This window comes from Rhizobium sp. BK008 (assembly GCF_014197345.1).
Classification (GTDB): Bacteria; Pseudomonadota; Alphaproteobacteria; order Rhizobiales; family Rhizobiaceae; genus Rhizobium; species Rhizobium anhuiense.
Genome location: NZ_JACIFK010000012.1, coordinates 129312 through 150131, shown reverse-complemented (window position 1 = coordinate 150131; position 20820 = coordinate 129312). Strand labels below are relative to the sequence as shown.

The 20820-nt window shown below is 58.6% G+C and carries 21 protein-coding genes and 2 pseudogenes; 17 read left to right on the top strand and 6 right to left on the bottom strand.

The window, feature by feature from the left end; genetic code table 11:
* Positions 1 to 137: 137 nt before the first annotated feature.
* From FHT69_RS34610 to istA, 3 genes are all read right to left on the bottom strand, one after another.
* Entirely contained in the window at positions 138 to 1028 is an 891-nt protein-coding gene (locus tag FHT69_RS34610) for a LysR family transcriptional regulator (protein ID WP_281413890.1), read from the bottom strand.
* Positions 1029 to 1194: 166 nt separating this feature from the next.
* Positions 1195 to 1932, bottom strand: a complete 738-nt coding sequence (istB, locus tag FHT69_RS32080; RefSeq protein WP_183845825.1) for an IS21-like element helper ATPase IstB — start codon at positions 1930 to 1932, stop codon at positions 1195 to 1197.
* 12 nt (positions 1933 to 1944) lie between these two features.
* Entirely contained in the window at positions 1945 to 3474 is a 1530-nt protein-coding gene (gene istA, locus FHT69_RS32075; protein ID WP_107010529.1) for an IS21 family transposase, read from the bottom strand.
* Between the two features lie 289 nt (positions 3475 to 3763).
* On the opposite strand from istA, the gene FHT69_RS32070 reads away from it, so the two are divergent.
* The 9 genes from FHT69_RS32070 to FHT69_RS32030 all read left to right on the top strand — a co-directional run bounded on the left by FHT69_RS32070 (position 3764) and on the right by FHT69_RS32030 (position 11422).
* Entirely contained in the window at positions 3764 to 4612 is an 849-nt protein-coding gene (locus FHT69_RS32070) for a transporter substrate-binding domain-containing protein (RefSeq protein WP_183845306.1), read from the top strand.
* Positions 4613 to 4713: 101 nt separating this feature from the next.
* Complete coding sequence (locus FHT69_RS32065; RefSeq protein ID WP_183845307.1) at positions 4714 to 5019, top strand: (2Fe-2S)-binding protein; 306 nt, start codon at positions 4714 to 4716, stop codon at positions 5017 to 5019.
* Positions 5016 to 6563, top strand: a complete 1548-nt coding sequence (locus FHT69_RS32060) for an NAD(P)/FAD-dependent oxidoreductase (protein ID WP_183845308.1) — start codon at positions 5016 to 5018, stop codon at positions 6561 to 6563. Before FHT69_RS32065 ends, FHT69_RS32060 begins: the two co-directional genes overlap by 4 nt.
* Positions 6556 to 7719, top strand: coding sequence for an FAD-binding oxidoreductase (locus FHT69_RS32055; protein ID WP_183845309.1), 1164 nt, complete (start codon positions 6556 to 6558; stop codon positions 7717 to 7719). Before FHT69_RS32060 ends, FHT69_RS32055 begins: the two co-directional genes overlap by 8 nt.
* Positions 7716 to 8429 (top strand): ABC transporter permease, encoded by a 714-nt coding sequence (locus tag FHT69_RS32050; protein ID WP_183845310.1) that lies wholly within the window; start codon positions 7716 to 7718, stop codon positions 8427 to 8429. Before FHT69_RS32055 ends, FHT69_RS32050 begins: the two co-directional genes overlap by 4 nt.
* Before the next feature lie 2 nt (positions 8430 to 8431).
* Positions 8432 to 9124: an ABC transporter permease gene (locus tag FHT69_RS32045; protein ID WP_183845311.1), complete on the top strand. Its 693-nt coding sequence runs from the start codon at positions 8432 to 8434 to the stop codon at positions 9122 to 9124.
* 23 nt (positions 9125 to 9147) lie between these two features.
* Positions 9148 to 9957, top strand: coding sequence for an ABC transporter ATP-binding protein (locus tag FHT69_RS32040; RefSeq protein WP_183845312.1), 810 nt, complete (start codon positions 9148 to 9150; stop codon positions 9955 to 9957).
* 49 nt (positions 9958 to 10006) lie between these two features.
* Positions 10007 to 11068 carry an ornithine cyclodeaminase gene (ocd, locus tag FHT69_RS32035; protein WP_183845313.1) on the top strand — a complete coding sequence of 354 codons (1062 nt, stop codon included), beginning with the start codon at positions 10007 to 10009 and terminating at the stop codon, positions 11066 to 11068.
* Positions 11069 to 11230: 162 nt separating this feature from the next.
* Complete coding sequence (locus FHT69_RS32030) at positions 11231 to 11422, top strand: hypothetical protein (protein ID WP_183845314.1); 192 nt, start codon at positions 11231 to 11233, stop codon at positions 11420 to 11422.
* Positions 11423 to 11567: 145 nt separating this feature from the next.
* Here the strand turns inward: FHT69_RS32030 and FHT69_RS32025 are convergent, their stop codons facing one another.
* Entirely contained in the window at positions 11568 to 12728 is a 1161-nt protein-coding gene (locus FHT69_RS32025) for an ROK family transcriptional regulator (protein WP_183845315.1), read from the bottom strand.
* A gap of 176 nt (positions 12729 to 12904) precedes the next feature.
* Here FHT69_RS32025 and FHT69_RS32020 point away from each other — a divergent pair, with 176 nt between their 5' ends.
* The 8 genes from FHT69_RS32020 to FHT69_RS31985 are packed head-to-tail and all read left to right on the top strand — an operon-like array spanning position 12905 to position 19264.
* Positions 12905 to 13978: an ABC transporter ATP-binding protein gene (locus FHT69_RS32020; protein ID WP_183845316.1), complete on the top strand. Its 1074-nt coding sequence runs from the start codon at positions 12905 to 12907 to the stop codon at positions 13976 to 13978.
* On the top strand, positions 13975 to 14838 hold the full coding sequence (locus FHT69_RS32015) for an ABC transporter permease (protein ID WP_183845317.1): 864 nt from the start codon (positions 13975 to 13977) through the stop codon (positions 14836 to 14838). Before FHT69_RS32020 ends, FHT69_RS32015 begins: the two co-directional genes overlap by 4 nt.
* Positions 14838 to 15680, top strand: coding sequence for an ABC transporter permease (locus tag FHT69_RS32010; RefSeq protein ID WP_183845318.1), 843 nt, complete (start codon positions 14838 to 14840; stop codon positions 15678 to 15680). Before FHT69_RS32015 ends, FHT69_RS32010 begins: the two co-directional genes overlap by 1 nt.
* Complete coding sequence (locus FHT69_RS32005; protein WP_246780782.1) at positions 15677 to 16846, top strand: extracellular solute-binding protein; 1170 nt, start codon at positions 15677 to 15679, stop codon at positions 16844 to 16846. Before FHT69_RS32010 ends, FHT69_RS32005 begins: the two co-directional genes overlap by 4 nt.
* 20 nt (positions 16847 to 16866) lie before the next feature.
* Complete coding sequence (locus FHT69_RS32000; RefSeq protein ID WP_312865385.1) at positions 16867 to 17688, top strand: glycerophosphodiester phosphodiesterase family protein; 822 nt, start codon at positions 16867 to 16869, stop codon at positions 17686 to 17688.
* 9 nt (positions 17689 to 17697) lie between these two features.
* Positions 17698 to 18456, top strand: coding sequence for an inositol monophosphatase family protein (locus tag FHT69_RS31995; protein ID WP_183845320.1), 759 nt, complete (start codon positions 17698 to 17700; stop codon positions 18454 to 18456).
* Positions 18440 to 18655 (top strand): hypothetical protein, encoded by a 216-nt coding sequence (locus FHT69_RS31990; protein WP_183845421.1) that lies wholly within the window; start codon positions 18440 to 18442, stop codon positions 18653 to 18655. Before FHT69_RS31995 ends, FHT69_RS31990 begins: the two co-directional genes overlap by 17 nt.
* A gap of 57 nt (positions 18656 to 18712) precedes the next feature.
* Positions 18713 to 19264 carry an NUDIX hydrolase gene (locus FHT69_RS31985; RefSeq protein ID WP_183845321.1) on the top strand — a complete coding sequence of 184 codons (552 nt, stop codon included), beginning with the start codon at positions 18713 to 18715 and terminating at the stop codon, positions 19262 to 19264.
* A 369-nt stretch (positions 19265 to 19633) separates the two neighbouring features.
* Here FHT69_RS31985 and FHT69_RS31980 read toward each other — a convergent pair.
* Together FHT69_RS31980 and FHT69_RS31975 are read right to left on the bottom strand one after the other, a co-directional pair.
* Positions 19634 to 19816: pseudogene (locus FHT69_RS31980) on the bottom strand (Tn3 family transposase); the annotation flags it as partial.
* A 179-nt stretch (positions 19817 to 19995) separates the two neighbouring features.
* Positions 19996 to 20311, bottom strand: a pseudogene (locus tag FHT69_RS31975) (Tn3 family transposase); the annotation flags it as partial.
* Positions 20312 to 20820 lie beyond the last annotated feature (509 nt).

Below are 20820 nucleotides of genomic sequence, written 5' to 3'. Positions count from 1 at the left end.
TCCGCTGGAAACCGGTGGCGACGATAGAGAGGATCACGTGCAGAATGCCGACAGATCCCACATCTTCTTCGCTTCGCGGTTAACGTTACAGTACCATCTATAGACCTGAACCCTTGGGCGAGATCGCATGTTGAACGTCATGTGCCACGCAACGATGCCTGGGCGGCGGCTTGAAGTGCGCGTTCGAGTTGGAGTACGGCAGAGCGTTGCGGCCTGTTTACTGGTTGCTCGAGATAGTAGTTCCCCGGCCCCGGAGTTTTGGGGACGAGCGGGCAGATTTCCAATCCCAGCGATGCAGCGAGCGGACCGCATACCGGGATATGGCCTATTGCAAGGCCTAGTCCTTGGCTAACCATGATCAGCGCCAGCGGAGTAGTATCGACGGTCTCAAGTCTGAGATTCCGCCCTCGCATCGGCCCGAAGTTATGATTCATAAGCGCGGTCCATCCCATCACATGCGCTGCTACGTCAAACAATCGAAATGACAACAGATCTTCCAGGCCCTCCATTCTGTCGAGATCTTCCTTCCGACCCATAACGACATGCGACATCCCCATTAGCCAGCTTGGATGGCGCACAAGGTGCGGTTCCTCCCCGAAGCGGATTGCGAGGTCGGGGTCTGCCTTACGCTGCGTGCCCTCCATTAAAAGTTCAACACGGATCAACGGATTCTCGCGCTCAAAGTCAGCCAGCACGCGAGGGAGCCAACTCATTGCCATCAATTGACTGGCAAGCAGGGTGACCCGTTCGACGCGCTGCCGCGCGAAAAGAGATGCGGCCTTGCTCTCGATTGCCCCAAGCGAAACCTGGACCGTGGGAAGGAAATCGCCTCCTTCCGTCGTCAAATTTATCCGGTTTGCAGCACGTTCGAACAGAGGGCGACCCAGATGGGTCTCCAACGCAAGGACTTGCTGACTGACCGCGGCAGCCGACATGTTCAGTTCTTTCCCGGCGCGGGCAAAGCTCTGGTGTCGTGCGGCTGCCTCGAACACGCGCAGCCAGTTTAATGAAGGGATCAGCGCTGACATCATCCTCTCAGCGTAAGTTCAACTTAGCCTAAGGTCAATCTGCCGATTCCGATGAAGCCGCCCCTTTGTTCCGAGATGATTGCGCCCCCGGTTTCCGGGATGATCTCGCCCCCTGTTTAGTGGGGTCTGCAGGCGATGATTGTTGTCAGTTCATTCAGGCGAGGTGTCAAGCTTTGCGCGGTAGATTTCGGCGCAGACTATCACCGCTCAATTCGATGCGGTGGGCATTGTGGACCAACCTGTCGAGTATGGCATCGGCGTAGGTTGGGTCGCCAATGACGCCGTGCCATGCGGACACGGGAAGTTGGCTGGTAATGATCGTTGATCTGCGTCCATAGCGATCTTCGAGGATTTCCAGCAGGTCGTGGCGGGCCTGTTCGTTGAGCGGCTCGAGCCCCCAATCATCCAGTATCAGGAGCTGAACATGGCCTAAGGTCCGTTGCAGCCGGGCATACCTGCCGTCACCGCGCGCGAGCGCAAGCTGGGCAAACAGCCTTGGGACACGCTGATAGAGAACTGAGCGATCGTCTCGGCAAGCCTTGTGGCCGAGAGCGCAAGCCAACCAACTCTTTCCGACACCCGAGGGGCCGCAAATGGCCAGATTGTCATGGGCGTTGATCCAGTCGCCACCGAGCAGCTTCATGAAGAGAGCACGGTCGAGGCCGCGGTCGGCGCGATAGTCGACATCTTCTGGGGTGGCCTGGTGGCGAAGCTTGGCAAACCTGAGGCGTGCCGCAAGCTTCCGATCGTAACGGGAGCTCCATTCCCGTTCGAGCAGCAGTCCGAGCCATTCGGCGTGCGAGAGATGTTCGGCTTCGCCGTTGGCAACAAGTTCGCAAAAGGCCTTTGCCATGCCGGCCAGGCCCATGGCATTCAATTTATCCAGTGTTGGATGGGCAAGCATCTTTCGTTCTCCTTAGTGGTAATAGCGAGGTCCGCGGATGTTGGCGTGATGGATCGGTTCATGCGGCGCCGCTCCATTTGAGGCAGCCGTCCGGTCAAGGTGATTGTCGAGGATGGATCGCACCGAGCCATAGGTTCGTGCGCCAATCTCCAACGCACGGCCGCAAGCGGCATTGACCCTGTCGCGGCCGAAGCTCTTGTTGAGGCGGATGATGCCGAGGCAAGCTCGAAAGCCCTGCTCGGGATGAGGCCTGTCGGCAAGAATGCGCTCGCACAACAGCGCAACATCCGGCCCCATCGCAGAGGCTTCGCGTTGAATCCGTTCAATCGTCCAGTCGGCAAAGCGGCGATGCGCAGAGGGCATATGATCGGGGATCGTCGTGTGCTTGCCGTTGCCGCTGGAGCGCCGGTGAGCGGCAATTCGCTCGCCCTTGTGGAAGATCTCGATCGTATTGGCGGTGATACGAGCCTCGACCTGCTCGCGGGCAAAGCGATAGGGAACGGAATAATAGTGCCGCTCGATCTCGACGTGATAATCCAGCCCGGCGCGCCGGATACGCCATTCGGCAAAGACATAACGTTCGACAGGCAGCGGTCGCAAAGCCGGACGATCAAGCTCCTCGAACAATTGGCGGCGCGTGGCGCCGACACGGCGCAGAACGCGCTTATCATTGAGATCATGGAGCAATTGGCCAATCGCCGCATTGACCTCGGCCAAACTATAGAAGATGCGATGGCGCAGCCGGCCCAACAGCCAACGTTCGACGATACGAACCGCAGCTTCCACTTTCGCCTTGTCCCGCGGGCGTCGCGGCCGCGTCGGCAAGACGGCGCTGCCATAATGGGCCGCCATCCCGCAATACGTCCGGTTTACCTGGGGATCGAAGTGGCAGGCCTTGATGATCGCTACCTTGGCATTGTCGGGAACCAGCAAGGCTGGCGCACCGCCAAAGAACTCCAGCGCCAGGATATGGCATTCAATCCAGTCGGGAAGCGTCTCGCTCCAACGTGCCTGCGCATATGAAAGGCTGGATGCTCCCAGAACCGCCACGAACAGGTGCGCCTGCCGTGTCTTGCCGGACAGCCGATCAACGACAACCGTGACCGTGTCGCCGGCGTAGTCGACGAACAGCTTGTCGCCGGCCGCGTGATCCTGCCGCATCGTCACAGGCAACTTCATCGCCCAGCCGCGGTAGAGGTCACAGAAGCGACTGTAACGATAGCCCTCCGGATAACGGCTGATGTATTCGTCCCAAAGGATCTGCAGCGTCATATGCTTGCGCTTCAGCTCGCGGTGGACCTGCGTCCAGTCCGGCTCAGGGCTCCGACGATGACCCGTCTTCGTCCCGCCTGCCTTGTAAAGCGCCGCTTCCAGGACTGCATCGCTGATGTCGTCACCCAACGGCCACGATAGCTCCGCAATGGCCGCACGCCGAAGCGTCTCGCGCACCGTCGATGGCGCAGCTCCAACCCGAACCGCGATCGACTTGTGGCCAAGTCCTTGTTCGAAGCGATATCTCAATATCTCGCGGACACGCCGCATCTCCAGTCTCTCCGCAGGCATCCCGTTCCTTCCTCGTCACGTCGAAGGAAGAAACTTCACACCAGCAGAACACCCACGCCAGATGCTTTCCGATGGGGGCGGCATCATCTCGGAATCAGGGGGCGACTATTTCTCGGAATTGGGGGGCGAGATCATTTCGGAATCAGGGGGCGGATTGCCTCGGAATTTGCAGTCAATCAGATACTGTATCCAAATAACCCTGGTGCGATGGCATATTAGCCAGCGGGCTTTGGAAAGCCCGTAACAATAAGACAAAGGGAACGAAGAGATGCTTAGACGCAGTATGCTGCTTGCCCTTGCCACAATGCCGCTCCTGGCCTGCGTGGCAGCCGCCCAAAATCTACCGGATCACATCACTATCGCGACCGAAGGTGCGTATCCTCCGTGGAACTTCACTGCCGCTGACGGCTCCCTCAATGGCTACGAAATTGAACTGACTCAACTTCTCTGCGAGCGAATGAAGGTGAAATGCGACCTCATCGCCCAAGAGTGGAATGGCATTATTCCCGGCCTGACCGTTGGGAAATATGATGCGATTATCGCTTCGATGGGTGTGACCGAAGAGCGCAAGAAAGTTGTCGCCTTCTCCAAACCCTATGCGAAGGCGCCGAACGGGTTCCTGACTGGGAGCGACAACACCCTCAAAGACTTGCCAGATGCAGGTCAATCCTTCGATCTGGCGAATTCTCCCAAGGAGTCCGAAGGTGCCATCGAAGCGCTGAAGGCGAAGCTTGCCGGAAAGGTAATCGGCGTACAAACCGGTTCCACAGCGGCGACCTTCACAGGACAATATTTCAAAGGACTGGATATCCGTGAATATCCTTCGTTCGAGCAACTAGGTCTGGAACTGACCGCCGGACGCATCGATCTGGCCGTCGCTAACGTCACGGCTTTCAAGGCTGTCATTGACGCCAACCCTGAGGGAACGCTCGTCTTTACTGGCCCAACCTTTGCTGGGGGCGTTCTTGGCCTCGGCACGACCAACGTTGCCTTGCGCCCCGGTGATGATGCGCTGCGGGCCGCGTTCGATGAGGCGATTACGGCCATCAACAAGGATGGCACAAACAAGACCCTCACCGAAAAGTGGTTCGGGACGGATATCTCCATCCACGAATGATCGGCTCTATCCCCTCCTGTCAGAGAGGAGGGGATCATCAGCGCACGGCCTAGGATGATCGTGTCGAAGCGATCTGGCAAAACAATCGAACAGGGGCTGGCATGTTTACGTCCATCGGGTCAACCGAGGCAACGATCACTGTTTTTCTCGACGACAAGCCCATCCAGGCCCGCGAAGGGGAAACAATAGCGGCGTGCCTTTTGAGGGCGGGCGTTCCCTATTTCCGCACTACACCAGTCAGCGGTGCCGCCAGACTGCCCTATTGCATGATCGGTCATTGTTTCGACTGTCTGATCGAGATCGACGGCATTGGAAGCCGTCAGGCCTGCCTCTCGCAGGTCCGGCACGGCATGAGGCTTCGGACACAAGAAGGTGCCGCGGCCATTGCTGGAGAATATCTGCAATGAACACCCCGACAAATCCGGCACCGCATGGCCAAGGGCGGGACAGGCCTGCGCCCGACGCGGATGTAATCGTTATCGGCGCAGGCCCCGCCGGTATGTCCGCTGCGGTCGAATTGGCTTCCGCAGGTCGCCACGTTATCGTGCTCGACTTGCAGCCTGCACCCGGCGGCCAGATTTTCCGCGCACTCGAAGCGAACCTCGAGGCGCGTCCAGGCACCGACGACCTGCTGGCCGCTCTTGGTTCCACATACAATGCTGGTCGGACACTGATCCAACAATTCCGGGCAACGCCTGGCATCGACTATCGGCCTGAAACCACAGTCTGGGATCTGCGCGCCGACGGCACAGTCGGTTGGCTTAAAGACGAGTCGGCGGGCTATTTGCGTGCCCGGCATGTTGTCGTCGCCAATGGCGCAATGGAGCGGCCGGCGCCATTTCCAGGCTGGACCCTACCAGGCGTGATGACCGCGGGAGCCGTGCAGACGCTCATCAAAGCGGGTCGCCTCCAGCCCGAAGGCCGGATCGTGCTGGCCGGTACTGGTCCGCTGATTTTTCTCCTCGCCGATCAGTTGCGGCGCCTCGGCGTCAAGCCAGCCCTCATTGCCCGCACGGACCAGCTTAAAGACAAATTTCACGCCCTACCTCATCTACGCCCGGCAGGCATACCGGCACTGTTGAAGGGATTGGGCTGGCTTTCCCGACTGCGATTGGCGGGTATCCCGATGCGGACCGGGGTCTCCGACCTTAGGGCACGGGGCCAGAACCGCGTCGAAACCGTAAGCATGAGCATCGCGGGCGGGGAACTGGAACTTCCCTGCGATCTGCTGGTGGTGCATGACGGCATCGTTCCATCCACCGATTTGGCGCATTGCGCAGGCCTCGCGTTGGAATGGCAGCAAGCGGATGCAAGCTGGCGACCAAAAACATCGCAGGACGGTCAGGCACAAATGGCGCCAGGTCCGTCGTTGACGTCGGAGGCTTGCTGCATCCACATCTCGGGCGATGCTCGCCAAATTGGAGGAGCGGACGCCGCCATTGCACATGGTCGCCATGCTGCAAAAGCCATTCTCGCCAAACTTAATCGTGCATCAGATAAGCCCGTGACCGGCGCAGCCGGGCGAACTGCGGCCGCGGTCAAACGCACCATGGCCGGTCGCCCGTTTATCGACGTGGCCTTCGCACCGGGCCTCGCCAAACAACTTCCCGATGACGCGACGATCGTCTGCCGTTGTGAGGAGATCACAGCCGGTTCGCTCCGTAAAAGCATTCGTGGAGGCGCCACCGACATGAATCTGATCCGGGGTCTCCTTCGCTGTGGCATGGGTCCTTGCCAGGGTCGAAGTTGCGCCGTCACGGTGGCCCGCCTGCTTGCGGAAGCAACCACGCAAACACCGACATCGCCAGCCCCCTTTCGTGCGCGGCCGCCGCTGCGACCTCTGCCGCTTGGGGCGCTTGCCAACCTCACCGGCCTTGACCCTGAGTTGGCAAAAGTCGTGTCGCTCGACGATAAGCCCCAAACTGCCGGGGGAGGCGACGATCATGCGTAAGCAGGTTGACGACGTTCTGATCATCGGTGGCGGCTTACAGGGCTGCGCGATCGCAATGTTCCTCGCTCGGGCTGGCTGGCAAGTAACTGTCGTAGAGAAAAACCTTGCCGGTCGACATGCGTCGGGTGTGAACGCCGGTGGGCTTCGCCTTCTGATGCGGGATGTGCGGGAATATCCGCTGTCTCTACGCGCAATGGAGATGTGGGCCAATCTCTCGGACCTGGTGGGGGCAACTGCCGCCGAAGCCTGCGAAGTTGGTTTGGGAACATCGCAGATCGCGCTGGCAATGGATGCGGCGGAACTCGAATGGGCCAGCGCGCGAATCCGGGACATGCAAGGTCGTGGCATCTGTTCGGAAGAGTTGATCGGCCCGGAAGAATTGCACCGGCTATTGCCCGGCCTGGCGAGCTCGGCGCTCGGTGGTCTTATTTCTCGTCGCGATGGTCACGCAAATCCCGCCAACGCTGCTCGCGCCTTCCGCGATGCAGCCGAGGCAGCCGGCGCGCGAATTCTCGAACGCTGTGCCCTGCGTGAGCTAAAACCCAAACCCGTGGGCGGTTGGTGTGCTGACACCGATGCGGGCCTTATCGAAGCCGAATGGGTTGTCAATTGCGCCGGCGCATGGGGCGCGAATGTCGCCGCCCTGCTCGGAGAAACGCTGCCAATCAAGGTTCTGGCATTGACGATGATGGTGACGGCGCGGGTAAAGCCCTTCATCACACCGGTAGTGATCGGCATCGATCAGCCGCTGTCGTTCAAGCAGAGCGCCGTCGGCTCATTGGTCATCGGCGGCGGCATCTCGGGCAAACCGTTCTTGGATCAGGACACCTCTTTCACAGTCATGGACCGCATGGCTTCAAGCGCCGCCGCCACTGTCTCAGCCTTTCCTGCATTGGCCGGAGTGCCCGTCCTGCGGACCTGGACCGGACTGGAAGGTGCGATGCCAGATGGAATTCCGATTATCGGTCCTAGTCGCCAGCATCACGGTCTGTGGCATGTGTTTGGCTTTTGCGGTCACGGCTTCCAGCTTGCCCCGGCAGTAGGAGAGATTGTCGCCCAATCGCTGATCGACGGAATTGTCGATCCAAGGCTTGCACCGTTTGCCGCGGACCGTTTTGCCCCCCGATCACCGCGCAACGATGAGGCCTTACAATGACACCGGGTATCATAGACTTGTTGGGCTTCGGGTCGCAGGGTTGGGGGGTGCCTTTGCTGAAAGCGGCGGGAGTAACCCTTGCAGCCGCGATCTGTGGATTTCTTCTTGGGAGCCTGCTTGGGGTCTGCGGCGCAAACCTGAAGCTCGCACGGTCGCGCCTGCTGCAAGCAATTGGCCAGTTCTACACGACGGTCTTTCGCGGTGTCCCGGAAATCCTGGTCGTCTACCTCTTCTACTTTGGCGGAAGCGTCGTCCTGACAAAAGCAATGAACTCTGGCGGCTTGCCTGGCTTCTATTCGTTGCCAGCCTTCGCGATCGGCGTGATTGCTGTGGGTGTTGTCTCTGGTGCTTACCAAACGGAAGCCTATCGGTCAGCGTTCCTGCGGTTGGACCGCGGGCAGATCGAAGCTGGCGCCGCCCGTGGCATGTCGAAGCTTCTGCTATTGCGGCGGATCATTGCTCCGCAAACGCTGCGTATCGCGTTACCCGCGCTTGGCAACATCTGGCAGTCAGTGCTGAAGGAAACATCCCTTCTGTCAGTCATCGGCCTGACCGAGTTGCTGCGCCAGGCTGGCACTGCAGCCGGTTCGACCCGCCAGCCACTTCTGTTCTACGGCGCCGCCGCTGTGATGTTCCTGATCATCGGACGGACGACAGGCTTTGCCTTAACGCGGATGGAAAACCACCTCGCCAAACCCTGGAGGCGCTGATCATGGATTGGCCTTTTCTTTTGGACGTCCTCCGTCAACTCTTGTCGGGCTTGCCGCTAACGCTGCAACTCGCGGCGCTGTCTCTCACGATGGGCTTTGTTTTGGCGGTGCTAGTAGCCGCCGCCGCTAGTAGCCGGGTTCTTCCATTGCGATGGATCGCACGCGCTCACGTCGAATTGTTTCGCGGGACACCGCTACTGGTGCAGATCTTCCTGATCTACTACGGACTTGGACAGATCACACCGCTGCGGCATTCCTTCCTGTGGCCTTTCCTGCGCGAACCCTATTGGTGTGCGATCCTGGCTCTGGCCCTCAACACGTCCGCTTATACCGCCGAGATCATCCGGGGTGCCGTCCAGGCGGTGCCAGCCGGTGAGATTGAAGCCGGTCGCGCGTGCGGCATGTCGGGTTTCTTGCTTCGTCGCCGGATCGTCTGGCCGATTGCCTTGCGCCAGGGTCTTCCCGTCTACGGCAGCGAAGCGATCCTGATGATCAAGGCAACGTCGCTGGCCAGCATCATCACCCTCACCGAGGTCACCGGTATCGCCTACAAGATGATTTCCTCAACCTATCGCGTACTCGAAATCTTCGTTGTCACCGGCGCGATCTATCTGACGCTGACCTTTCTCCTCAGCTCAGCATTTTCGCTGGCCGAATGGCGGCTCCATGCACACCACGCCCATCGTCGCGCCTGACTGGGCATAAATCGGAGATTCTCATGGCTTCCGCCTCTCACTTCGCTGTCGCGGACAGTATCGCAGCAATTCCTGCCATCTCGACCGAAGGTCTTCACAAGCACTTTGGCAACCTTGAGGTCTTGAAAGGCATCGACTTCCGCGCAAATGACGGGGAGGTGGTCTCAATCCTTGGGGCATCGGGCTCGGGCAAGTCCACATTTCTGCGGTGTTTAAACCTGCTGGAACTGCCTTCGGCCGGACGACTGCGCGTCTTTGACGAAGAGGTGAAGCTGCGGCCGGGCGGCGGCAATCTTCGCATTGCCGATCGGAAACAGGTCGATCGCCTTCGCACGCAAGTTGCGATGGTTTTTCAGAACTTCTGCCTCTGGAACCATATGACCGTTCTCGACAACTTGCTGGAGGCGCCCGTCCACGTGCAGCGCCGAAGCCGGGCAGAGGTGCGAGACGAGGCTGAGACGGTCTTAAAGCGCGTAGGGCTGTTAGACCGAGCCAAATTCTATCCGGCGCAGCTATCGGGTGGCCAGCAGCAGCGTGCAGCAATTGCCCGGGCCTTGGTTATGAAACCGCGTGTTCTTCTTTTCGATGAGCCGACATCTGCCCTCGATCCGGAACTGGTTGGCGAAGTCCTTAAAGTCATGCGGGATTTGGCGGCAGAGGGACGCACGATGTTGATCGTAACCCACGAAATGGCCTTCGCACGTGATGTATCGAGCCGGATCTTGTTTCTGGAAAAGGGGCGGGTCGAGGCTGAAGGTTCGCCGCAACAACTGTTCGGGGGCGGCGTGAACGAACGTTTCGATCAGTTCATCTCCCGATTCAATCAAGGCTGAAATACCGCGTTTGCCATCTCATGAGGGGCTCAATTTGCCTGGAGGAAAGATGCCTGTTGATCCGAAACTGAATGTCGTCCCGTTCATCAGCGTGGACCACATGATGAAGCTGGTACTCGCGGTGGGTATCGACAGGTTCCTGACGGAGCTCGCAGCCGCCATCGAAGAAGACTTTCGGCGTTGGCCGGTGTTCGACAAGACGCCCCGCGTTGCATCCCATTCTAAGGAAGGGGTCATCGAACTGATGCCGACCAGCGACGGTACGCTCTACGGCTTCAAATATGTCAACGGCCATCCGAAGAACACCCATGATGGCCGCCAGACGGTGACTGCGTTCGGTGTGTTGTCGGATGTCGGCAACGGCTATCCGTTGCTGCTATCGGAGATGACGATCCTGACGGCTCTTCGCACGGCAGCGACATCCGCGCTGGCGGCCAAGTATCTGGCTCGACCCAATTCGCGAACGATGGCCATCATCGGCAATGGCGCGCAGAGCGAATTCCAGGCGCGGGCTTTCAAGTCTCTCCTCGGAATCGACGAACTCCGCCTCTTCGACATCGATCCTGCAGCGACCCGGAAATGCACCCGCAATCTCACTGGCCTTGGCTTCAACATCGTTGAGTGCCGTTCGGTTGCGGATGCCATCGAGGGCGCCGACATCATCACGACGGTGACCGCGGACAAGCAATACGCCACCATCCTCTCCGACAACCATGTCGGCCCGGGCGTCCATATCAACGCCGTCGGCGGCGACTGCCCTGGCAAGACCGAGATCAGCAAGGACGTTCTGCTGAGATCCGATATCTTCGTGGAATACCCGCCGCAAACGCGCATCGAAGGCGATATCCAGCAACTGTCGGCGTCTCATCCGGTCACCGAGCTCTGGCAGGTCATGACCGGCGAAGCCCGTGGCCGGATCAACGACACCCAGGTCACGCTCTTCGACAGCGTCGGTTTTGCGATCGAGGACTTCTCCGCCCTTCGCTATATCCGCGACAAAATCGTGGACCTCGGCATGTTCACCGAACTCGATCTGCTGGCGGATCCGGACGATCCCCGCGACCTCTACGGCATGCTTCTGCGCTGCGAAAAGACCTTGGAAGCGGCCTGAAGGATCCATGTTCATGGGCCTGAGACGAGGACGAGGGAAACACTCTTCTCGAGCACCTGAACCGCGGCGGCACCGCTGCCAAACAGCGCGTGCCGCCGTTGGCTCTGAGGGCCGTGATCAACTTTCCTATTGTAAGAACAGGTTGGGACCTGGCACGGCGAAATGAAACTCTCGACGGCCCAAACGATATATCTTCGATGGATTGCTCAGGGCAAAATCCTAGCCGATATCGCTGAGATCGAGAAGAAACATGTGAGCGAGATTCAGAAGCAGTTGGACCTTTCCCTGGTGGCACTCAACGTGACCTCCGTCGCCGCCGCTGTTGAGAAAGCTGAAGTTCGCAAGCTCATTTAGCGGGCTAAAGACACTCTGCTCAGGCTCCGGCTTTGGCCTCAAACAACTGCCGCGTATTGTGCGATGATTTCACGCTCAAGATTTGGGTCGCCTTCGGCAGGTCCAATATTGTGCTTGTTCATCGTAGCCATCGAATGCAGCCAGATCAGAAGTAAGTGGCACGAAACGGAACGACAGCCGCACCCATTGCCGACGCGTCGCTTGCGATTTCGGTGATCATCAGCTTGGGGACGGGCCTTGAAACTCCATAGCGCGAACGTTCGTAGATGCGCGTTTCCGCAATTAACATTTGTGCAAGACCTTCCGGAATCTGACCACCGAATACGATTGCTTGAGGATCGAAGATTGCGCGCAGAGCATTGACAAGCCGATTGTAGCCCGGCGCGATTTCGTCGATCCATTCGCTGACGCCCGGCCAGTTTCGATCGAAGTTTTTTCGCATGTATTCTATCGATGGAACCTCAACTCCCTTCTTATTGACGAGTTCCATCAGGAACTGCAGCGCAGGCCGGCGTTTCGACTCGTCATCGTCGTACATCTGCGAAAATGAGCCAGCATTGCCGTTGCCGCCAAGCAACAACTCGCCATCGCTGATCAGGCCGCCGCCAAATCCATAGTTAAAACTGAGATAGGCAAAGTTCCGCACATGCCGGCCGACCCCGAACATGGATTCCGCGACAGCGGCGGTGTTCGCATTGTTGTTGACCCAGACAGGTAACTGGAAGAAGTCCGACAATAGCGGCCCGAGTTCAATCAGGGACCACTCGTGTAGAGGAAGCGGTCCATTGTATCGGGTGCCTCCGACATGGAAGGCGGCAATCGCGAACCCTATCCCGAAGAAGTTCTTGGCGGACAGACCAGCGGTTCCCTGCAATCGGGCGATCTCCCCTCGGACCTGTTCGAGAGCGCGTTGCATATCCTGCCCGCGAAGTAGAACACTCCCTTCGGCGATAACGTCTCCAGCGAGATCGATTAGGCAAATTCCAACGATGTCGGTGTTTAGTGAAATTCCGCACGCATAAGCGAACTCGCCATTTAGTTTCAGAGTTGGGCTTGGTTGGCCGCGCCCTACTCCTGGCTTTGGAGTTCCTATCGACACCAATCCGCGTTCGGCGAGTTGATCGATTATTCTGTAAACTGATTGCTGGGAGAGGTCGGTGAACGACGTGACCTCTGATCTGGCGAGATGCGGCTGATTCCACAGAAGCTTCAAAATGGCCCGTTCACTGGGATGAACGACCTCGCCATCTCCACGCATAAACTGCGAGCCGATCAAAGCTTGGGGGCGATAATTTCCGACATACATGACCAAAATCTACCTTCGGCGAGTATTTTATGCGGAGTCTATCCGACGAGAGGGGACTAGAAAAGGATTTTTGCGGCGACCATCTTGCCAAATGTCATAAATTTGTTACTCATGATGAGTAGTAATCGTCGCGATGCAAACTTCAAGGTTTTCACCGCGGCGACGTGGGAGGGAAAATGAGCGTATTGAATATCGAAGGAGCCAGAATCCGTTTTGGCACCTATGAAGCCCTAAAAGGTATTTCCGTCGCGGTGCAGGAGGGTCAACTGGTTACCCTGCTTGGCCCTTCGGGATGCGGCAAGACCACACTGCTTCGCGCCATCGCGGGCTTCATTTCTCTGGACGAAGGCTCCATCACTATTGATGGAGCCGACATGCGCAACGTCCCACCTGAGCGCCGCAATACGGCAATGTGTTTTCAGTCCTACGCTCTGTTCCCTCACCTGACGGTTTTCGAGAACATCGCTTTCGGGCTTCGCCAGAAGGGGGTTCGCGCAAGCGAGGTCGAAAGCCGTGTGCGGGAAGCGGCGGCGCAGGTTTCCCTCGAGGCCCAGCTTCAAAAGCTCCCGACGCAACTTTCGGGCGGTCAACAGCAACGGGTGGCCCTGGCGCGAGCGCTTGCCGTTCGTCCGGGCGTGATCCTTTTCGACGAGCCCCTGTCGAACCTCGATGCACGGCTGCGCGATCAGGTCCGCTTCGAAATCCGTCAGTTGCAGCGCGCCCATGGCTTCACCGCGGTCTACGTGACGCACGATCAGGCGGAAGCCCTGGCGATGTCGGACTTGGTGGTCGTGATGAATGCCGGCCAGATCGAACAGGCGGGAACGCCGCACGAAGTGTACTACCGACCGGTCAGCCGGTTCGTGGCGGACTTCGTGGGAACCGCGAACATCATGCCGGTCCAGGTCAGACAGCGAGACGCCGGGAAAGACGTCTATCGCGTGGATAGCCCAATGGGCGAAGTGGAAATCCACTCCGATGAACCGCCGGTTTCCGACTACGTTTATGCAATGTGGCGGCCGGAAGACGCCATGGCCTGTGAACAGGATGGATCGGCAAATCGGTTTGATTTCACGATCAAAGCCCAGAGCTTCCTTGGCAATCTGACCGATCTTTCAGTGGCCGCAGCGAACTCCAACACGGCGTTACGGGTGCAGGTTCTCGGCCAGGCGGCCGTCAGCGAGGGCAGCACCCGGACCTTTCGCATTGACCCCAAAAAGATTCGTTTCCTGAAGGAGAGCGTCCAATGAATGCGCGCGCCTCCATGCATGCCTATCTCCTCCTCATCCCCGGCCTTGGATTGATCGTCGCGTTCACAGGCGTGGTGATCGGAATGGCCATCTCGCAGTCCTTCGGCTATCTCAACTTTTCCGGTGAAGGTCGCTTCTCAACGCAGTTCTGGCAGGCGACCACTGCAGACCCACAGCTCTGGAAGGCCTTCCGGTATTCGGCGAGAATCGCTTTGATCAGCACTATTCTCGCGGTCGCGCTCGCCTACCCGCTCGCCCTGTGGCTGCGTAAGCCATTTCCGGGATCGAGCCTGATCAGCGCCGTACTCAAAGCGCCCCTGCTGGTGCATGGCCTCGTTGTGGCGTTCCTGTTCATCAACTTCATATCCTTTCAGGGCTTTTTCAACCTCGCGCTTGTGAAGCTCGGGATCGTGGCACGGCCGTTGAGGTTGCAAAATGATCCCTACGGGATTGGCGTCGTCGTCTTGCAAGTCTGGAAACAGATGCCGTTCGCGCTTCTCATCTTGACGGGAGCGGTTCAGGCGATCGGCGATGACATTCTCAACGCCGCCCGCGATCTGGGCGCTGGATCCTGGTCCCGCTTTAGAAAGGTCATCGTACCGCTCACGCTGCGGTCGCTGCAGGCGGCACTGATCCTCATTTTCATCGGCGCTGCGGGCGACTTCTCGTTTCAGGTGGTCGCCGGTCCCACGAATGTAAATTCCATGGCGCAGTTCATGTTCCAGGTTCAGGAGGCCGGGAATGAAGGCTGGAACACGGCGGCCGTGGTCGCTGTGCTTCTGATGTCTCTTTCGCTATTCGGGTGCGTAATCCTGGCAGGCGTCACCCAGCTTGTGGCTCGGCTCGGGAGGGGCGCTTGATGGGTTACGCAGAATCCACTTCCAGCATATGGACCAATCGGGTCCTGCTCTCCGTTCTGTTCGTCGTCGGCCTATTGTGGCTGGTGATGCCATTTGCGCTGGCAGCGCTATGGTCCCTCGTGGATGTAAACCACCCTTGGGCTTATCCCGCCATGTTCCCGCCGGTTCTCTCATTCTCGAGGTGGATCGAGGTCTGGAACACAACGGCGCTCCCCCAGGCGATGATCAACAGCTACACGCTCGCACCATGCGTTGCCACACTGGCTTTGATCCTCGCAATGCCGACCGCCTATGCCTTCGGGCGGATGGAATTTCCAGGTAAATCCGTCATGCAGGTGTTGACACTGCTTCCTCTCGTTTTGCCCGGCTTTGTTGTCGCGATCTTCTTCTCGTCGCTCCTCATCAAGCTTGGGATCTATTCGAGGTTTCTGGGAATTCTCATCGGCCACACGGTGATGTTCCTGCCGTTCGCAATCAGGCTGCTGACCGTCTCCTTCACACTGATCAGGCAGGATCTCATAGATGCTGCGCGGGACATGGGGGCGTCACCCATTGGTGTATTCCGCGCCGCCTATCTTCCGATCCTCAGGCCGGGCGTGATCGCCGCCTTCATCATCGTGTTCATTCAGTCGATCGAGGAATTCGCCTTGTCCTATGTGATCGGCGCCCCGGACTTCACGACGGTCCCGACGATCCTGTTTTCGTATCTCGGTTACAACTTCATTCGACCGAATGCCGCGGTCGTTTCCCTGATCCTCGTCGTCCCGAACGTGCTGCTGATGCTGCTGGTCGAGCGCTTCCTCGGAAGGGCGAACCCGGCCGCGATCACGGGCAAGGGATGATGGCGATGTTCGCATACTCCAACCACAACGCAATTCGTAGGAAACACCTCATGTTGAAGAAAATCGCGATAATGAGCTTGGCGGCGATTGCTATGGCGCTGCCCGCACACGCCCAGGACCTGACTTCGATGTCCTGGGACCAGATCGTCGCCCAGGCGAAAACAGAAGGGCAGGTGAACTGGTTTCACTGGTACTTTCAAGACCGCTTCCGGGAACAGATAAAGGCGTTCGAGGCCGAAACAGGCATCAAGGTCACCATCCCCGATGGAAGCCACGATGCCAATTTCAACAAGCTACTCGCCGAAAAGGACCGTGCGGAGGGAGACATCGACGTCCTCTCGCTCACCGGCGCCGATCTGAAGAAGCTGGATGTTCAGAACTTCCTTTACGGCCCGATCAAACAAACGCTGCCCGAGGGCGCGAAGCTTCGTTACGAGATCGACGGCGGCGACAGCAAGGGATATGCACCAGCCTTCTGGGGCAACCAGATGTGCATTGCCTACAACCCCGATCGGATCAAGGAATCCGACCTTCCCCGCACGCTGGAGCAGTTCGAAGCCTTCTTCGAGAAGAACCCCGGCGAGTTCGGCTTCAACGCCTCCTCGGCAGGAGGTGGCTCCGGCCCAGGTTTTATCGAGGGTGTCACGCGCGCACTCGTTCCTGGCGTCGACTATACGGACGGAACCGTCAAGCCGGAAGTGCTCGCAAAATTCGGTCCTTCCTGGGAATGGTTCAAGAAGCACAAGGACCAGTACGTCGTCACCGCGTCCAATGCGGACAGCATCACCCGCCTGACGTCAGGCGAGTTCATGATGGTCACCACCTTCGAAGATTTCCTCGCAGGCTTCCAGAAGAAGGGCGAGGTCCCGACGACGTTCAAAGTCTATGTGCCTGACTTTGGGATGCCGCGTGGCGGCAACGTCGTTTCGATCCCTGCCAATGCCAAGCACAAGGCGGCGGCACTGGTTCTCATAAACTGGCTGACCAGTGGCAAGACCCAGACGGCCTTCAGCCGCGACTTCGGCGCTGCCCCGCAAAACCCCGACGCCGACACCAGCGCAACTCTGATATCGGACGCAGATCGTGGCAAGGGCTTCACCCGCGCTGCACGGCCCCTTGGCGACGAGATTCCCAAGGAGTTCATGAAGAACGTTCTCCAGCAATAGCCTCCCAAGGCTCCCGGCGAGTGGCCGCCAGCATTGGCGCGCCCTCGCCCCTTCTATTTCCAGGAACCACAATGCAAGCATCACATGCACTTCGCTCGGCCGCGAACGGCCGCAAACCAGTCGTAACAGAGTCAATCATCGCACATCGCGGGGCACCCCGGCTGGCGCCGGAGAACACGCTCCCCGCAATGCGGGCCGCCGCAGAGCAGGGTGCGAATTGGGTTGAGATCGACGTCAAGATCACCAAGGATTCTCGTCCTGTTATCATCCACGACGACAAGGTTGATCGCACCACGAATGGAACCGGCTACGTGGCCGGACTGACCTTCGATGAGATCCGGGCGCTGGATGCGCGCAACGGTTTCGGCGAGCAGTTCGCGGGAGTCCAGATCCCGACGCTCGAAGAACTGATCGAAACAGTTCTCGCGCTCGACGTGGGCCTCCAGCTCGAATTGAAGCCGACGCGCGGAGATGACATCGAAACCGCCGAAATCGCCTTGAAGGTCCTCAAGGACCTCTGGCCGCGCAACCGGGAACGTCTGTTCATCAGCAGCTTCTCGATCCGTTCGATACATGCGGCTGCCCGCCTGCTGCCGGACGTTCCGCGTGCCTTCGCTGTGGTTGTTCCCCCACGCAATCCGATCGCTCTTCTCGAAGAGTCGAGGTGCCAGGTCCTGCACGTAACGCAGGCGCTTCTCACCGATGTTGCCTCGAAGATCCTGGCAGATAGTGGCGTCGAATATGCGGTTGCTGTCGTCAACGATCCGGATCGTGCGCGTCAGTTCCTCGAAAGCGGCGCCCAGACGATTTCGACAGATATTCCTACCCTTCTGGACGCCTGAGGAAGACCGATGATCACTCCTGAGATTCGCCTGCGCGGCGCTAACGAGCTTATGATTGAGGCTGAGGCCTTGGCGCTAGAATTCTTCAACGAGCGTGATCGCTTCGTCCTGGAAGAGAAGAAGGCCAATGAGTTCGTCTCTGAAGCCGATCGCGAAGTCGAGCAGTTGATCCGCGGCCGGCTGGAAAGTCTGTTCCCCGGCGACCCTGTGATGGGTGAGGAAATGGGCGGCGATGGCGCGGAGGCATTCTGGTCTATCGACCCCATCGATGGCACCGCAAACTTTCTCCGCGGTACGCCACTATGGGGCGTGTCGCTCGGGTTCGTCGAAAACGGCAAGTCGACTGTTGGCGTCATTTCCTATCCCTCGCTCGGTCTCAGGCTTAGCGCCGGCACGGGGCTTGGCGTCTCGAAGAATGGCGAGCGCTTCGATCGCAAGGTCCATTTTCCCTCGGTCCGCGTTGCCGCCGTAGGAGAGAGCCCGCGCTGGTCTGCGGAAGGCATTGCCGAAGTCGAGCTGGCGCTGCGCAAGGCGGGCTGGGGCGTTGCGGAATACCGGTGCGCAACGATCGGGCTGGGCTTCGCCGCCCTCGGCTACACAGATGGTTACGTCGAGAAAAACACGAGCATCTGGGACATTGCCGCTGGCTCTGTGATCTGCGCCGAGGCGGGACTCGAGGTGTTCTCCGAAGGCACCTACGAGGTTGCCAGCCAGAACATCATTGCTGCCACACGAGAGGTCCACGAGGTGGTTGGCCGCTTGTTCTGAACTGCCGTCCTGGGAGCTGCCGCATAAGGCAAGCTCTATCGGGTTGGGGTGTGGTGGAGACAGCCTGCAGACGAGTTCCCTGCATCTCGACATGCTGCGCGACCTGAAGCGCATTAACGCCCACATTGTCTCGGTCGCCCACCCGATCATGGACGAGCATGGCCTGCTGGTCGAAAGCCGCCTGAAGGACGTGAACTGACTAGTCACGAACCCGCAATTTTCACGCAAAGAATCCAAAGGATAGACGGACACCACAATGGGTCACGCGAGAAATTCGAGTCTTTCGGAAAAGAAGAAATCGGGTAATCGGCTGCCGATCGCGGACAACGCCGTGCAGTACGGAGCTATCTGCTTCCGGTTTTCCCCGAACTCCGAGCGTGCAATTGAGGTCTTGCTGATTACCAGCCGTGACACGGGTCGTTGGGTGATTCCAAAGGGATGGGGTATGGCGAAGAAAAGGTCTTTCGAAGTCGCCAAGCAGGAAGCCTGGGAAGAGGCAGGGATGAAGGGGCGCGTATGGAAGAGATCATTGGGTTCCTACAAATACCCGAAAGTCCTGGAGGGCGGCGATGTCGTTCTCGCCTGCGTCCGGGTTCATCTGATTTTGGTCACGCGGATTGAGGAGTTCTTCCCGGAGAAAGGACAACGGACATTGCGTTGGTTTGTGCCGGCGGAGGCTGCGGAGGCAGCCAACGAGCCGGACTTGAAAAACCTACTGGGAAAGGTGCCGGACGAGATAGCGAAGTTGCTGCGACGCGGCTTTAAACACGGTCCAAGCGAGCTGCCTGTCACCCAAGCAGTTCAATAAATCGTCTGATCCGATTTTATCGGTCAATTTCAGTTACTTAACGACGATGAGTTGTGTGTGAAGACATCGGTACTCCCACCGTTTGAAATGACGTGTCTGCGCTGGACTGCACGAGGCAAAACCCTCGCTGAAATCGCCCTGCTGGAGGGTAAGAGCGTCACGGAGATCGAACTTAGCCTGGAGCGTGCCCGCGGCTTGCTCCAGGCAAATTCGAGCCAGGAGGCTATTGCAAAGACGAACGTCTCTCATTCTGATTGATGTTGCGCAGCCAATTTGTCGCGATGTCCGTGCAGCCAATCATGAGCATCCTGATTTAGGATCGACCGTCGCGGCTGTGGGGTCGGTTCCGGCTGGGGGCGAAATGACACTCTAAGCGCTTGCGGCGTCGGGCCAGAGATACTCGCCGGTCAGTAATATATGTGCCCAACCCAGCGGAGAGATATGCGCCAGAAGTTCGGGCGGCACATTAAGTCCTTCATTCCGGCGCTCTGCGACCACGTGGCCGAGATGGAGGGTGTTCCAGTGGATGATGATTGCGGTGAGCAGCTTCAGCGTAAGACCGTATGTCCGTCCTCCTGTGATGAGGATCGGCTCGGCCTATCCGAGCAACCCTCGGAAGAGCAGTGTAGGGCGAGCCACCTCCGCCACGAAGACGGTCATACGGTCTTACGCTGAAGCCCGGCGACGGGGTAATGCTGGCCCTCGGTGGTGCGGTCACGGATTTCACCCTAGCGACCGATACGCAGCGCATTCTTGAGAGCATGGTGGGCCTCGCCCTTGTTGAGGCCGATCTGGGCACGCCGCTGCATGTCCGTGTCGAGGATCCACTCTATAATAAAGAGTGTCCGTTTCACGCGGCCAACCTCCCGCAGCGCAACTGCTAGATCGTTCTGGCGCGGGTAGGAGGCAAGCTTACGGAGCAACTGGCTCGGCTTGATCTTGCCGCCAACCAGTTTGCGCAAAATCCTTCGGCGTACCTGCGGGATTGAACACGTAAAGGCGCTTTGAAGGAAGATCGCGGATGCGCAGAACAAGGTGATATCCGACGAACGTGATTGACTCTCTGACAAGACTCTCGGCGACCGGGTTGGCCGATCGTAGCCGCACTGAGGAGTTGCGCGTTCAAATAGGCAGGCGGGACGATGCCTTGCGCTCAACCAGAACCCTGCTTCCACTGCCACACCCGCTCGAGTTCGAATGGCGGTTTTGTCCAGATACCTCTCAGCACTTGCTTGAACTAGCTTAGATAACGAGTTGGCTCCCGCGAGAACCCCGATCGTGTTGTTTGGCACGCCTGGCATCGCGGTCGAGGCCCTTCATCTGCCTATCGCGCGCAAGCTTACCACACCTGCCGCCGACCGCGGCGCAACTGAGTGCGATTTTTGTCATGAAGGAATGGATACTTTCGCCCCTTGAAAAGACCTGCCTTCGGTGGATATCCCGAGGCAGGACCGTCGGGGAAATTGATTCGATTGAGGGCAAAAGCGTCGCCGATATCGAGAGCTGCCTGCAAAGTGCGTTGGTTGCATTGAAGGCAAAATCGATAAAGGAGGCCC

Excerpts from the sequence above, each read along its gene's own strand:
- FHT69_RS34610 (WP_281413890.1), bottom strand. The coding sequence starts at position 1,028 with ATGTCAGCGCTGATCCCTTCATTAAACTGGCTGCGCGTGTTCGAGGCA.
- istB (WP_183845825.1), bottom strand. The coding sequence starts at position 1,932 with ATGCTTGCCCATCCAACACTGGATAAATTGAATGCCATGGGCCTGGCC.
- istA (WP_107010529.1), bottom strand. The coding sequence starts at position 3,474 with ATGCGGCGTGTCCGCGAGATATTGAGATATCGCTTCGAACAAGGACTT.
- FHT69_RS32070 (WP_183845306.1), top strand. The coding sequence starts at position 3,764 with ATGCTTAGACGCAGTATGCTGCTTGCCCTTGCCACAATGCCGCTCCTG.
- FHT69_RS32065 (WP_183845307.1), top strand. The coding sequence starts at position 4,714 with ATGTTTACGTCCATCGGGTCAACCGAGGCAACGATCACTGTTTTTCTC.
- FHT69_RS32060 (WP_183845308.1), top strand. The coding sequence starts at position 5,016 with ATGAACACCCCGACAAATCCGGCACCGCATGGCCAAGGGCGGGACAGG.
- FHT69_RS32055 (WP_183845309.1), top strand. The coding sequence starts at position 6,556 with ATGCGTAAGCAGGTTGACGACGTTCTGATCATCGGTGGCGGCTTACAG.
- FHT69_RS32050 (WP_183845310.1), top strand. The coding sequence starts at position 7,716 with ATGACACCGGGTATCATAGACTTGTTGGGCTTCGGGTCGCAGGGTTGG.
- FHT69_RS32045 (WP_183845311.1), top strand. The coding sequence starts at position 8,432 with ATGGATTGGCCTTTTCTTTTGGACGTCCTCCGTCAACTCTTGTCGGGC.
- FHT69_RS32040 (WP_183845312.1), top strand. The coding sequence starts at position 9,148 with ATGGCTTCCGCCTCTCACTTCGCTGTCGCGGACAGTATCGCAGCAATT.
- ocd (WP_183845313.1), top strand. The coding sequence starts at position 10,007 with ATGCCTGTTGATCCGAAACTGAATGTCGTCCCGTTCATCAGCGTGGAC.
- FHT69_RS32030 (WP_183845314.1), top strand. The coding sequence starts at position 11,231 with ATGAAACTCTCGACGGCCCAAACGATATATCTTCGATGGATTGCTCAG.
- FHT69_RS32025 (WP_183845315.1), bottom strand. The coding sequence starts at position 12,728 with ATGTATGTCGGAAATTATCGCCCCCAAGCTTTGATCGGCTCGCAGTTT.
- FHT69_RS32020 (WP_183845316.1), top strand. The coding sequence starts at position 12,905 with ATGAGCGTATTGAATATCGAAGGAGCCAGAATCCGTTTTGGCACCTAT.
- FHT69_RS32015 (WP_183845317.1), top strand. The coding sequence starts at position 13,975 with ATGAATGCGCGCGCCTCCATGCATGCCTATCTCCTCCTCATCCCCGGC.
- FHT69_RS32010 (WP_183845318.1), top strand. The coding sequence starts at position 14,838 with ATGGGTTACGCAGAATCCACTTCCAGCATATGGACCAATCGGGTCCTG.
- FHT69_RS32005 (WP_246780782.1), top strand. The coding sequence starts at position 15,677 with ATGATGGCGATGTTCGCATACTCCAACCACAACGCAATTCGTAGGAAA.
- FHT69_RS31995 (WP_183845320.1), top strand. The coding sequence starts at position 17,698 with ATGATCACTCCTGAGATTCGCCTGCGCGGCGCTAACGAGCTTATGATT.
- FHT69_RS31985 (WP_183845321.1), top strand. The coding sequence starts at position 18,713 with ATGGGTCACGCGAGAAATTCGAGTCTTTCGGAAAAGAAGAAATCGGGT.